The 12515-nt window shown below is 39.1% G+C and carries 12 protein-coding genes and 1 tRNA gene; 10 read left to right on the top strand and 3 right to left on the bottom strand.

All coding sequences use genetic code 11. The features are described 5' to 3' along the window. Nucleotides 1-296: 296 nt before the first annotated feature. Nucleotides 297-3119 carry a 2-oxoglutarate dehydrogenase E1 component gene (locus BIZ36_RS01720; RefSeq protein WP_187456135.1) on the top strand — a complete coding sequence of 941 codons (2823 nt, stop codon included), beginning with the start codon at nt 297-299 and terminating at the stop codon, nt 3117-3119. Nucleotides 3120-3171: 52 nt separating this feature from the next. Continuing rightward, nucleotides 3172-4446: a 2-oxoglutarate dehydrogenase complex dihydrolipoyllysine-residue succinyltransferase gene (odhB, locus tag BIZ36_RS01715; protein ID WP_187456134.1), complete on the top strand. Its 1275-nt coding sequence runs from the start codon at nt 3172-3174 to the stop codon at nt 4444-4446. A gap of 58 nt (nt 4447-4504) precedes the next feature. Here odhB and BIZ36_RS01710 read toward each other — a convergent pair whose 3' ends face one another. Then, nucleotides 4505-4942, bottom strand: a complete 438-nt coding sequence (locus BIZ36_RS01710; protein WP_187456133.1) for a retropepsin-like aspartic protease family protein — start codon at nt 4940-4942, stop codon at nt 4505-4507. Nucleotides 4943-5068: 126 nt separating this feature from the next. Between BIZ36_RS01710 and BIZ36_RS01705 the strand changes: the two genes are divergently transcribed. The 8 genes from BIZ36_RS01705 (at nt 5069) to BIZ36_RS01670 (ending at nt 10422) form a co-directional block, all read left to right on the top strand. Beyond that, nucleotides 5069-5836 (top strand): TatD family hydrolase, encoded by a 768-nt coding sequence (locus BIZ36_RS01705; RefSeq protein WP_187456132.1) that lies wholly within the window; start codon nt 5069-5071, stop codon nt 5834-5836. A 22-nt stretch (nt 5837-5858) separates the two neighbouring features. Beyond that, nucleotides 5859-6872, top strand: a complete 1014-nt coding sequence (locus tag BIZ36_RS01700) for an asparaginase (protein WP_353616804.1) — start codon at nt 5859-5861, stop codon at nt 6870-6872. 111 nt (nt 6873-6983) lie between these two features. Further along, nucleotides 6984-7071, top strand: a tRNA-Ser gene (locus BIZ36_RS01695). A gap of 244 nt (nt 7072-7315) precedes the next feature. Continuing rightward, complete coding sequence (locus BIZ36_RS01690; RefSeq protein ID WP_187456130.1) at nt 7316-8062, top strand: MotA/TolQ/ExbB proton channel family protein; 747 nt, start codon at nt 7316-7318, stop codon at nt 8060-8062. Between the two features lie 27 nt (nt 8063-8089). Further along, nucleotides 8090-8530 carry a hypothetical protein gene (locus BIZ36_RS01685; RefSeq protein WP_187456129.1) on the top strand — a complete coding sequence of 147 codons (441 nt, stop codon included), beginning with the start codon at nt 8090-8092 and terminating at the stop codon, nt 8528-8530. A 14-nt stretch (nt 8531-8544) separates the two neighbouring features. Further along, nucleotides 8545-9150, top strand: a complete 606-nt coding sequence (locus tag BIZ36_RS01680; protein WP_187456128.1) for an ExbD/TolR family protein — start codon at nt 8545-8547, stop codon at nt 9148-9150. A gap of 23 nt (nt 9151-9173) precedes the next feature. Further along, on the top strand, nt 9174-9656 hold the full coding sequence (locus BIZ36_RS01675) for an ExbD/TolR family protein (RefSeq protein ID WP_187456127.1): 483 nt from the start codon (nt 9174-9176) through the stop codon (nt 9654-9656). A 76-nt stretch (nt 9657-9732) separates the two neighbouring features. Beyond that, nucleotides 9733-10422 carry a porin family protein gene (locus BIZ36_RS01670; RefSeq protein ID WP_187456126.1) on the top strand — a complete coding sequence of 230 codons (690 nt, stop codon included), beginning with the start codon at nt 9733-9735 and terminating at the stop codon, nt 10420-10422. A gap of 6 nt (nt 10423-10428) precedes the next feature. Here BIZ36_RS01670 and BIZ36_RS01665 read toward each other — a convergent pair whose 3' ends face one another. Then, nucleotides 10429-11034, bottom strand: a complete 606-nt coding sequence (locus BIZ36_RS01665) for a hypothetical protein (protein WP_187456125.1) — start codon at nt 11032-11034, stop codon at nt 10429-10431. Further along, on the bottom strand, nt 11034-12491 hold the full coding sequence (gene rpoN, locus BIZ36_RS01660; RefSeq protein ID WP_187456124.1) for an RNA polymerase factor sigma-54: 1458 nt from the start codon (nt 12489-12491) through the stop codon (nt 11034-11036). The genes BIZ36_RS01665 and rpoN overlap by 1 nt, the downstream gene beginning before the upstream one ends. Nucleotides 12492-12515: the final 24 nt, after the last annotated feature.

Here is a 12515-nt window from a genome sequence, read left to right as displayed (position 1 = left end):
TAATTTTTTTAGGTTTTCAACAATCAGGGCAATTTTTGATCGTTATCTTTGAATTTTTATTATCAAGACATTAGATGTCCCAGAAATATGGGAATTATTGTATTTTTGTATGAGCTTATCTTCGTTTTTGTTTGGATAGGTTTTTAAAGAATTATGGCTGTTTTGAGATCTTTGGATTCTTTTTGTATGATAAAAAAGGAATCTGTAGGTCCTATGGGCGTAAGGACAAGAAAATCTATTTTTTTAAAAAATTCGAGGACAAGTTCTAATTTTATTTGCACGACAGATAACCTTTTATGGATAAGTATTCCTTTCTAAATGCCGCACATACTGCTTTTTTTGCGGATTTATATGACAAGTACCTTAAAGCCCCAGATAGTATAGAGCCCAGTTGGAGGGCCTTTTTTCAGGGATTTGATTTTGGCTCGGAAATGGCCTTGGATGAATTGGATTTGGAAACAATAGGTTCTGGTTCCCTTTCTCAAAATGGGCAATATGTAGAAGTGCCAAGTTCGCTACAAAAAGAATTTCAGGTCATTAGATTGATTGATGGCTATAGAAGTCGCGGACACCTCTTTACTAAAACCAATCCTGTAAGGGAGAGAAGAAAATATGAGCCAACCTTGGATATCGAGAACTTTGGTCTAGCCAAAGAAGATATGTCCATAGTTTTTAGCGCGGGCGAAATTATCGGTATAGGGGCAAGTACATTGGCTCAAATTGTTGATCATTTACAGCGGATTTATTGCGATGCCATTGGGGTAGAGTATATGTATATTCGTGATCCGGAGCGTATTGAATGGATTCAGCAATGGCTCAATGTAAATGATAACCATCCAAAATTTGACGTAGACCACAAAAAGAGGATTCTTAGAAAGTTGAACCAAGCGGTTTCTTTTGAAGGCTTTTTACATACCAAATACGTAGGCCAAAAAAGATTTTCCTTGGAAGGGAACGAATCACTAATACCTGCTTTGGACGCTGTTGTTGAACGTGCTGCTGAACTAGGTGTGGAGCAATTTGTTATGGGAATGGCTCATAGAGGTAGGTTAAATGTGCTTACCAATATTTTTGGCAAGGCCGCCAAGGATATTTTTAGTGAGTTTGATGGTAAAGATTATGAGCAGGAGATTTTTGATGGCGATGTTAAATATCATTTAGGTTGGACCTCCGATCGTAAAACCGATAACGGTAAGCGTATAAAGATGAACATTGCGCCCAATCCTTCGCACTTAGAAACTGTAGGTGCTGTTGTGGAAGGTATCGCCAGAGCTAAACAGGATACTCATTTTCCGGAAGATTTTTCAAAGGTATTGCCCATAGTGGTTCATGGAGATGCTGCCATAGCCGGACAAGGTTTGGTATATGAGGTTGTGCAGATGGCTACTCTAGATGGTTATAAGACCAATGGAACCATTCATATAGTGGTCAACAACCAAATTGGTTTTACCACCAATTATTTAGATGCTCGTAGTTCTACCTACTGTACAGACGTCGGTAAAGTTACGTTAAGTCCGGTGCTGCACGTAAATGCGGATGATGCTGAGGCGGTAGTGCACGCATCTTTGTTCGCATTGGAATATAGAATGCGGTTTAATAGGGATGTATTTCTTGATCTTTTAGGGTATAGAAAATATGGTCACAATGAAGGAGATGAACCCCGTTTCACGCAACCTAAATTGTATAAGGCCATTGCCAAGCACCAAAACCCAAGGGATATCTATGCTGAAAAATTAATACAGGATGGAATCATTGATCAGGACTATGTGAAGCATTTGGAGGATGAGTACAAAGCTTCTCTTGAAGAAGAATTGGAAGATTCTCGTAAAGAAGATAAAACAAAGATCACTCCTTTTATGGCGGATGAATGGAAAGGATTTTCCAATGTTCGCGAATGGGAGATGATGGATAAGGTAGATACAAGCTTTGATGAAAAGAAGCTTACTGAAATCGCAAAGGTGATTACAGAACTGCCAAAGGACAAAAAGTTCTTGAGAAAAGTGGAAAAACTTATCAAGGATCGCAAGAAAATGTATTTTGAAACAGATTCTCTGGATTGGGCCATGGGTGAGCTATTGGCTTACGGTACCCTGCTTTCGGAGGGTTACGGTGTTCGTATGTCCGGTCAGGATGTGGAGCGCGGTACATTTTCGCACAGGCATGCCGTCATGAAGGTAGAGGAGAGTGAGGAAGAAGTTTTGTTGTTAAACCACCTTTCTCAAGACCAAGGCGCTTTTCAGATTTATAATTCCCTTCTTTCGGAATATGGTGTTGTAGGGTTTGATTATGGGTATGCCATGGCCAGTCCCAATACCTTGACGATTTGGGAAGCTCAGTTTGGGGACTTCAGTAATGGGGCTCAGATTATGATTGACCAATATATTTCTGCCGCAGAAGATAAATGGAAATTACAGAACGGTTTGGTAATGCTGTTACCGCATGGGTATGAAGGTCAGGGTGCAGAGCATTCTTCGGCTCGTATGGAAAGGTACTTGCAGTTATGTGCCAGGGACAATATGTATATAGCAGATGTGACCACTCCCGCGCAAATGTTCCATATTTTAAGAAGGCAGATGAAGGTGAATTTTAGAAAGCCATTGATCATCTTTACTCCTAAAAGTTTATTGAGGCATCCAAAAGCGGTTTCTACCGTTTCCGAGCTAGCCAATGGGGAGTTTAAAGAAGTTTTGGATGATTCTTCAGCTGACGCCAAGAAAGTAAAAAGTCTTGTTTTCTGTACCGGTAAGTTTTACTATGACTTGCTCGCGGCCAAGGAAGAACATGCTAGGGAAGATGTGGCTTTGGTTCGCGTGGAGCAGTTGTTCCCAGTACCGGTAGAGCAGATGCAAGAGATTATTGCGAAGTACAGTAATGCTGATGATATTGTTTGGGCTCAAGAAGAACCAAGGAATATGGGGGCGTGGAGCCATATGATGATGCATTTTCCGGAGTCTCAAAAATTTAGGGTGGCTTCAAGAAGATTTTATGCCTCGCCTGCGGCGGGTAGTGCAGTTCGCTCCAAAATGAGACATCAGCAAGTAATTGACTATGTTTTTGACAAGGAAAAGGATAACATGACAAAGCCAATTCCAAAACCTAAAGAAAGTGCGAAAGCATAGTTTTAAAAGAATTTTGAATTTAACTATCATAACCTAGAAAATACACAATAGCATGATATTAGAAATGAAAGTTCCATCTCCGGGCGAATCTATTACCGAAGTGGAGATTGCGGAATGGTTGGTTGAAGATGGAGATTATGTAGAGAAAGACCAGGCCATTGCCGAAGTGGATTCCGATAAGGCAACCCTTGAACTACCCGCAGAGCAAAGTGGGATTATTACTTTAAAGGCCGAGGTTGGCGATGCCGTTGCTGTAGGCGAAGTGGTTTGTTTAATTGATACGGATGCACCCAAACCGGATGGTGCTAGTGCTGGTGCAGATTCAACCGCTGGAAGTGGGGATGAGGGTGCTGGTAACAAAGCGGAAAAGGATTTGGCCAAAGATCAAGAAAAGGCTCCGTCCAATAATGATGCGAAAGCTTCTCAGCCCGCTCAGGCAAAAGAGACCTATGCTTCAGGAGTGGCATCTCCCGCTGCCAAGAAAATATTGAACGAAAAAGGAATTGATGCCTCCTCCGTGAAAGGAACGGGTAAGGATGGTAGGATTACCAAGGATGATGCCGTAAAGGCGGTTCCTTCCATGGGGTCTCCATCTGGAGCAAGTAGGGGAGAAACTAGGTCTAAATTGTCCATGTTAAGACGTAAAGTGGCAGAAAGGTTGGTTTCCGTGAAAAATGAAACGGCCATGCTTACCACCTTTAACGAAGTGGACATGTCACCTATTTTTGAACTTCGGTCTAAATACAAAGAGGATTTTAAGTCAAAGCACGGCGTAGGTTTAGGTTTTATGTCCTTTTTCACTTTGGCCGTAGTTAGGGCCTTGAAGCAATTTCCAGCGGTAAATTCCATGATAGATGGTAAGGAAATGATATCCTATGATTTTTGTGATATCAGTATTGCTGTATCCGGGCCTAAGGGATTGATGGTTCCAGTTATCAGAAATGCTGAAAATTTGAGCTTTAGAGGTGTTGAGTCTGAGGTTAAACGATTGGCAATCCGTGCTAGGGAAGGTGAAATTACCGTTGATGAGATGACCGGAGGCACATTTACCATAACCAATGGGGGTGTTTTTGGTTCCATGTTGTCCACTCCAATTATCAATCCACCTCAAAGTGCTATTTTAGGAATGCATAATATAGTGGAAAGACCTATTGTTCGTGATGGTGCCATTGCTATTGCTCCGATCATGTACGTAGCGCTGTCCTACGACCATAGAATTATTGATGGCAAGGAGTCTGTTGGCTTCTTAGTGGCTATCAAGGAAGCTTTGGAAAATCCGGTAGAATTACTAATGGATGGAAATGAGCAAAGAGCTTTGGAGTTGTAAAACTTAAATTAAACCATATGATAACCCTGGGGTAGATACTCCGGGGTTTTTTATTGGGTTACATTTTAAGGTATACGCAAGATTTATCGTAATCTATAACAGCCTTTGCTTTCTTCAAAACATCAGCACCAATAATCCCATCTACCGGGTTTACATTATGTGCCACTAGTGCTTCGTTCACATGGATAAGGTCAAAAAGGACAATTTTGACTTTTTTCTTTTTCCATTCGCCTATTTCAATTTTGTTTTTTACTGAAATAAGAGTTTCTAGGTTGGTGCCTCCTGCACCGGCGGCCTTAATTTCAGAAGCTTCGGAGGTTAGTTTGAATTGTTCAACCTTATCAAAACCAATGCAGGTATTGGAAGCTCCGGTGTCTAAGATAAACCTCCCGGTAATCCCATTAATTTTTGCTTTTATCTCAAAATGGTCAGTAGCCGTCACCTTTAAATCTATTTTGCAGTAACCTTTCTTTTGGAGAAATTTCTTTAATGACATTCGTAAGCTCTTAAGTCAAACATTTTTTAAGGGAGTAAAGGTACGTTAAGCTAATGTTCTTCATTTCAAATTACTGTTAAAAGGTAATAGTTTCAAAATGCTAAAAGATAGGCTTACTTTTGCCACATGATTTTGACGGATACACATACACATTTATACAGTGAGGCATTTGATGATGATAGAAGTCAAGTGGTACAACGTGCTATTGATGCGGGGGTTCAACGGTTTTTTATCCCGGCAATCGACTCTACTTATACGGAAAGTATGCTGGAATTGGAGGCAGAATTTCCGGAACATATGTTTTTAATGACCGGTTTGCACCCTACACATGTGAAGGAGAATTACAAAGAGGAGTTGGCTCACGTGGAAGAGATGTTGGGTAAAAGAAAGTTCTATGCGATTGGTGAAATAGGAGTGGATTTATATTGGGATAAATCACTACTAGTGGAACAACAGGAGGCCTTTGCTCATCAAATTAGATTGGCTAAAAGATTTCAACTGCCCATTGTAATACATTGTAGGGATGCTTTCGATGAGGTTTTTGAGGTGTTGGAGAGTGAAAAGGGAGACGGGCTTTTCGGAATTTTCCATTGCTTTACCGGCGACTTAGAACAAGCGCAAAGAGCCATTTCATATAATATGAAATTAGGAATTGGTGGAGTGGTTACATTTAAGAATGGCAAAATAGATAAGTTCCTTAATGAAGTGCCACTTACGGAAATAGTTTTGGAGACCGACGCTCCTTATTTGGCGCCCACTCCTTTTAGGGGTAAAAGAAACGAAAGCTTATACTTGGTAAATATCTTGGAAAAACTTTCGGAAATCTATCGTGAATCAAAAGAAGAGGTGGCAAGAATAACCACTGAAAACTCAAAAGCTATTTTCGGAATTTAAAAGTAAGATGTAAGTGGATAAGGTGAACATACTTATTATATACACTGGTGGTACCATTGGTATGGTTAAGGACTATAAATCCGGAGCTTTAAAAGCGTTTGACTTTAGTGAACTTTTAAAGAGGATACCTGAGCTTAAGCAGTTGGATTGTAAAATTGATGCGATTTCATTTGAAACCCCTATTGATTCCTCTAATATGAACTCCGGTCATTGGGAAAAGATAGCTTCACTGATTGAGGAAAATTACCAGACGCACGATGGTTTTGTGGTCTTGCATGGGAGTGACACCATGAGCTATACATCGTCAGCCTTGAGTTTTATGTTGGAGAATTTATCGAAACCGGTAATATTTACGGGGTCCCAATTGCCTATTGGTGATTTAAGAACCGATGCCAAGGAGAATTTAATAACTGCCGTACAAATAGCGGCTTTACAAGAAAGAGGAAAACCGGTAATTCAAGAGGTGGGGTTATATTTTGAATATAAACTGTACCGAGCGAACCGAACTACTAAAATAAATGCCGAACATTTTCAAGCCTTTGCGTCACTCAACTATCCGCCGTTGATCGAGTCGGGCGTGCATCTCAAGGTGTTTGGAAATCATTTGGTTAAGGATGAAAGAAAAAAGTTAAAAGTACATAAAAGGATGGATGCCAATGTGGCCATTCTAAAGTTGTTTCCAAATATGTCTCCAAATGTGTTGGAGAGTGTATTGAAAATACCTGGGTTAAAAGGCTTGGTGCTGGAAACCTATGGCTCTGGAAATGCCCCTACAGAAAAATGGTTGATAAGTTGTTTGCAAAGGGCATTTGAAAATGGTATTCATATAGTAAACGTGACCCAGTGCTCGGGAGGGTCTGTTGTTATGGGGAGATATGAGACTAGCAAGCATTTAGAAGAAGCGGGAGTCATTAATGGGAAAGACATCACTACGGAAGCGGCAATTACTAAATTAATGTACCTTTTGGGCGATAATATATCCTCTAATCTCTTCAAAACAGTATTTGAGACTTCTTTAAGGGGAGAAATGCAATAAAAAACAGTTTATAATTTCATCAACTAATATTTTTTTTGTTATTTGGCAGCCCTAATAAGGTAAGCCTATCTAGTCCTGATTTAATGATGAAGGAAGGGGCAGAAAAGATTTAGAGAGGTGGCCGAGTGGTCGAAGGCGCACGCCTGGAAAGTGTGTATACACCAAAAGTGTATCGAGGGTTCGAATCCCTTCCTCTCTGCAAGTACAAAAAACATTTTCCGTAAAAGACGTAAGTAAGGAAAATAAGTGTAAGTTTGGTTTCTATGTAAAAAATAGTAGCTTTTTGATGTGGTTAAATTGTAAGGGGTTTATAGGTTCAATGAATGTTTATCCCTTGTAAAGTCTACATTTTTAGCTTCTTGCGCACATGGAAGTTTTACTTTTTTTGTTACGATTTTTTTTTATCTTTAACCCTATTAAATAACTAATCTAAGTTTGAAAAAATGAAAAAATTATCCTCTATCCTAGCCATGGGCGGGTTGTTTGTATTGAGCACAAATACTGTAAATGCAATGGCTACTGCCGCAACTATGTTGCAAGATGCTCCCGCTGAAGCTGAAAAAGGTTTTACCCAGGTATTGAAAGAAATGTTTATCCAGGGTGGTGCCGGTTTCATGGGTATTGTACTTTTATGTTTGATTTTGGGCTTGGCCGTAGCTATCGAAAGAATTATCTATTTGAACATGGCTACTACTAACACTACTAAATTGAAGCAACAAGTAGAAGATGCTTTGGCTTCCGGTGGTGTTGAAGCTGCAAAAGAAGTTTGTAGAAACACAAAAGGACCTGTTGCTTCCATCTATTACCAAGGATTGGATAGGGCTGGAGAAAGCATTGAGTCTGCTGAAAAGGCTGTTGTTGCCTACGGTGGTGTACAGATGGGTCAGTTGGAAAAAAATGTTTCTTGGTTGTCCTTGTTCATCGCTATTGCTCCAATGCTTGGGTTCATGGGTACGGTAATCGGTATGATTCAGGCCTTCCAGAAAATTAGTGCTGTTGGTAACTTGAGTGCATCCCTTATTGCAGGTGATATTCAGGTGGCGTTATTAACAACGGTATTTGGTCTTATTACCGCTATTATCCTTCAGATTTTCTATAACTACATTATTGCTAAGATTGACAGTATTGTTAATGATATGGAAGATTCTTCTATCGTATTGATAGATTTGTTGGTAGACCACAAGAAGTAATTCGCACACCTTTAAAACCTAAAAATTATGCATAAGATTATAAAAATTGCGCTCATTGCAGTTGGTTTGATAGGTGCCGTGCTTTGGTTCTTGTTGCCAGAGTCTGAAATGCCTGCAGCCGAAGCTGCTAGTAGTGGCGCACTAAATACCATGTTCATCATTACCTACATCTTATTAGCTGTAGCGGTATTCTTTAGCCTTATATTTTCTATTAAGAATTTATTTGCTAATCCGGCAAGCTTAAAGAAAAGTTTGTTCGTAATCGTTGGTTTTCTGTTAGTCGTAGGAATTGGTTACGTAATGGCCGATGGTACTGATGTAAACCTTCAAGAAATGGCCGATAGAGGCGTAGCTACCACAGAAAGTGAAGTAAAGCAAATTGGTGCTGGTATCAATGTATTCTTTATATTGACTATCATCGCTGTTGGCTCCATGATTTGGGGTGGTATTAGAAAGATGACTAAATAATTAAAATTTAAACTATGCCAAAAAGAGGAGCACCAGCAGAGGTAAATGCGGGATCTATGGCAGACATCGCGTTCTTGTTACTTATTTTCTTCTTGGTAACGACAACGATCGAGACAGATGCCGGTTTGGACCGTATGTTACCGCCGATAGAACCGCCCGAGAATGATGTTGTTATTAAGCAGAAAAATATCTTTGAGGTTAATATCAATAAAAATGGTCAGTTGTTGGTAGAGGATCAGCTTACCGAAATAAAGAACCTTAGGGAAAGAGCTATTGCCTTTTTGGATAATGGTGGTGACGGTACTTGTACTTATTGTAAGGGTGCTAAAAATACTGAGTCATCGGATAACCCAACTAAAGCGATTATTTCTCTTAAAAACGATAGGGAGACTAAGTATAGTACTTACATCACTGTTCAAAATGAATTGGTAGGTGCTTATAATGACCTTAGAAATAGGGAAGCTCAGCGACTTTTTAATCGGAATTTTACCGATATGGAAGCTGAATATTTGAACCCTGAGACAGAGTCTAGCGTAAAGGATGAATTGAAGGATAAGGTGAAGAGAATTCAAGATCTATTCCCCCAAAAGCTTTCTGAAGCTGAGACCAGTACTAATTAGAATAACAGTTAAACCAGAATACTATGTCAAAGTTTGCAAAGAAAAAAGATGAAGGTTTACCAGCGGTTAACACTGCTGCATTACCGGACATTGTTTTCATGCTGTTATTTTTCTTTATGACGGTGACCGTTATGAAGGATAGTTCGCTTAAGGTGGAGAATACTTTGCCAAATGCCAGTGAAATTAAGAAGTTAGAAAAGAAGGATAGGGTAATCTACATTTACGTAGGTGCTCCTACCAGTCAATATTCTTCTCAATTTGGTTCTGAGCCAAAGATTCAATTAAACGACAAGTTTGCAGATCCATCTGCGGTTGGAGATTATATTTTGCAGGAAAGGGCTAAGAAAGCTCAGGAACTACAGAATGTGCTAACTACAGCCTTAAAAGTTGATAAAAATGCCAATATGGGTCTTATCTCCGATATTAAGCAAGAATTGAGAAAAGTAAATGCCCTCAAAGTGAATTATACCACTTATGATGGAGATGCTTTTAATAACTTGCAGTAGCGTTTAACAGCATATTTAATACAAGAAACGCCCTGAGCTTTAAAGTTCAGGGCGTTTTTGTTTTATTTTTGTTCATATGCAAAAATTAGTGTTCTCTTTTCTTTTATTGGTCTGCTTTCTTGGGTATGGGCAAGTTCAAACGGATACGTTATTAGTAGATAATAAGTATTTGGAAGATCAATTTTATTTGGGTTTAACCTATAACTTTTTACTGGAAAAGCCAGATGCTGTAAGTCAAAGTAACCTTTCTTATGGTCTCCAAGGTGGTCTTATTAAAGACATTCCACTTAACAAAGAAAGAAATATAGCTATGGGACTGGGGTTGGGTTATGGCTATTATACCTATTACTCCAACTTAAGGGCTTTAGAAAGTGATGATTCCTTTGTTTATGATATAATAGAAGACAAAGATGATTTTAAACGAAGTAAAGTTGAAACCCATATGTTAGAGCTTCCAGTAGAGTTTCGCTGGCGAAATTCCAATGCATTGTCTCACAAGTTTTGGAGGATATATGCAGGTGTGAAATTTGGTTACGTGGTTGGTGGCAGGTCAAAATATGTACCAACGGAGGGTGCAAAAATATCTTTTTATAATGAGGATATTAAAAGATTTCAATACGGTCCTACGCTGAATTTTGGATACAACACTTTCAATCTACACGCTTATTATGCCCTTAGTAATCTTTTTAATGACAATGTTGGGTTGAATGGTAATGACCTAAAGGTTCATTCTCTTCGTATTGGGCTGATCTTCTATATTCTTTAAGTGTTCTTATAACCAATACTGAATCGTAATTAGCTGGGAAAGGAGGCCTATAAATAACCCTATAACCAACTCTGGCTTTGTATGTGCTTTTAGGTAAATCCGTGAGGTTGCTACAAGGCCCGTAGCGATGGTCAATAGACTTAAGCCCAATGTAATATTTATTTCAAAATGAATACTTAGGCAAACCAAAAACATGTAAATGCTTCCCATACCCATTAAGTGAATGCTCGCTTTTAATTTGAAAAAGAGTAGAAGTAAGGTGGTCATTGTGGCTATTATTAAGCCTATAAAGAAGAAATGTAATTCTACGATAAAATAACTTCCAATGACCTTATAAACCACTAGAAATAAAATTAAAAGGTTGATGTATAGGGGGTATTTCCTTTCTTTTAGATTAGGTACAAATACGGTTGATACCACGCCTAAATTCCTTAAAATAAAATACGCTATGACAGGAATGATGACCGTTAGGATAAAAATGGGCAGTAGGTTGCCGTATTTTAATTCTGGTGGCGTGAATTTAGGTGTTAGTATAAAGTAGGCAACTGTGCCCCCAATTGGAGTGAATAGGGGGTGGAAAATATAAGATATAACTAAGAGAAAAATTCTCATTAAATCTGTTTGCGTAACCTCGCAACGGGAATATCCAATTGCTCCCTATATTTGGCAACGGTTCGCCTGGCAATAGGATATCCTTTTTCTTTTAATATGGCGGCCAACTTATCATCGGTAAGTGGTTTTTTCTTGGATTCTTCCCCGATGACCGTTTCCAATATTTTTTTTATCTCCCTAGTAGAAACATCTTCACCTTGATCATTTTTCATGGACTCTGAAAAGAACTCCTTAATCAATTTGGTACCATAAGGTGTATCTACGTATTTACTATTGGCCACACGGGATACCGTAGAAACGTCCATATCTATTTCATCGGCGATATCCTTCAGGATCATCGGTCTTAAGTTACGCTCGTCTCCAGTAAGGAAATATTCGTGTTGATATTGCATGATGGCGTTCATGGTTACGAACAGTGTCTGCTGTCTTTGTCTTATGGCATCTATAAACCATTTGGCGGCATCCAACTTTTGTTTGATGAACAGGATGGTATCTTTTTGCGATTTTGATTTCTCCTTAGTTTCCTTATACCCTTTTAGCATATTACTATACTCCTTGGAAACATGCAGTTCGGGAGCGTTTCTGCCATTTAAGGATAGTTCTAGTTCTCCTTCCACAATCCTTATGGAGAAATCCGGGACAACATGCTCTACCATGCGGTTATTACCCGAATACGAACCCCCAGGTTTCGGATTTAGCTTTTCTATTTCTGAAATAGCATCACGAAGTTGTTCTTCGGTAATGTTATGTTTTTGAATAAGTTTTTTGTAATGCTTCTTTGTAAACTGCTCAAAGGATTTCTCCAAAATCGCTATGGCCAATTCTACGGGCGGCGTAGCCTCTTTTCGTTTTAGTTGTATGGTAAGACATTCTTCTAGAGAACGTGCGGCTACACCCGGGGGATCAAGTTTTTGAACTATCCTTAATACCTTCTCAATAGTCTCTTCGTCCGTGTATATATTTTGGGTAAAGGCCAAATCGTCCAGGATATCGGATAAAGGCCTTCTTATATAACCGCTTTCATCCACACTTCCCACTAAAAACTCGGCAATGCTCCATTCGTCATCGCTTAAATATACAGTATTCAATTGATTGATCAAGTACTGGTTAAAGGAAACACCTGCTGCATAAGGCACGCTTTTTTCCTCGTCATCTGAACTGTAATTGTTGGCCTTGGTTCTGTAATCAGGAATTTCATCATCACTTAGATAATCATCAATGTTGATATCTTCCGTATTGATGGTTTCATTGTCATTTTCAGTTTCGTAGGGGTCTGAAAATTCATCATCATAGGTGTCCAATTCTTCTTTTCCACCCTCCAAAGCAGGATTTTCTTCCAATTCTTGCTTCAACCTTTGTTCAAAAGCCTGGGTAGGCAATTGAATGAGCTTCATCAGTTGTATCTGCTGAGGCGATAGTTTTTGCGATAACTTGAATTGTAGATGTTGCTTTAGCATTGAAAAATTTAATTGAACCTATAT

The organism is Cytophaga sp. FL35 (genome assembly GCF_014349235.1).
GTDB lineage: Bacteria > Bacteroidota > Bacteroidia > Flavobacteriales > Flavobacteriaceae > Euzebyella.
Note: the sequence above shows the minus strand (reverse complement) of the source record. Positions and strands in the feature narration are given on the sequence as shown.

What these genes read in the sequence shown, in the direction of transcription:
- BIZ36_RS01685 (WP_187456129.1), top strand. Translation starts at nt 8,090, where the DNA reads ATGCATAAGATTATAAAAATTGCGCTCATTGCAGTTGGTTTGATAGGT.
- rpoN (WP_187456124.1), bottom strand. Translation starts at nt 12,491, where the DNA reads ATGCTAAAGCAACATCTACAATTCAAGTTATCGCAAAAACTATCGCCT.
- BIZ36_RS01680 (WP_187456128.1), top strand. Translation starts at nt 8,545, where the DNA reads ATGCCAAAAAGAGGAGCACCAGCAGAGGTAAATGCGGGATCTATGGCA.
- BIZ36_RS01670 (WP_187456126.1), top strand. Translation starts at nt 9,733, where the DNA reads ATGCAAAAATTAGTGTTCTCTTTTCTTTTATTGGTCTGCTTTCTTGGG.
- odhB (WP_187456134.1), top strand. Translation starts at nt 3,172, where the DNA reads ATGATATTAGAAATGAAAGTTCCATCTCCGGGCGAATCTATTACCGAA.
- BIZ36_RS01675 (WP_187456127.1), top strand. Translation starts at nt 9,174, where the DNA reads ATGTCAAAGTTTGCAAAGAAAAAAGATGAAGGTTTACCAGCGGTTAAC.
- BIZ36_RS01665 (WP_187456125.1), bottom strand. Translation starts at nt 11,034, where the DNA reads ATGAGAATTTTTCTCTTAGTTATATCTTATATTTTCCACCCCCTATTC.
- BIZ36_RS01690 (WP_187456130.1), top strand. Translation starts at nt 7,316, where the DNA reads ATGAAAAAATTATCCTCTATCCTAGCCATGGGCGGGTTGTTTGTATTG.
- BIZ36_RS01705 (WP_187456132.1), top strand. Translation starts at nt 5,069, where the DNA reads ATGATTTTGACGGATACACATACACATTTATACAGTGAGGCATTTGAT.
- BIZ36_RS01720 (WP_187456135.1), top strand. Translation starts at nt 297, where the DNA reads ATGGATAAGTATTCCTTTCTAAATGCCGCACATACTGCTTTTTTTGCG.
- BIZ36_RS01710 (WP_187456133.1), bottom strand. Translation starts at nt 4,942, where the DNA reads ATGTCATTAAAGAAATTTCTCCAAAAGAAAGGTTACTGCAAAATAGAT.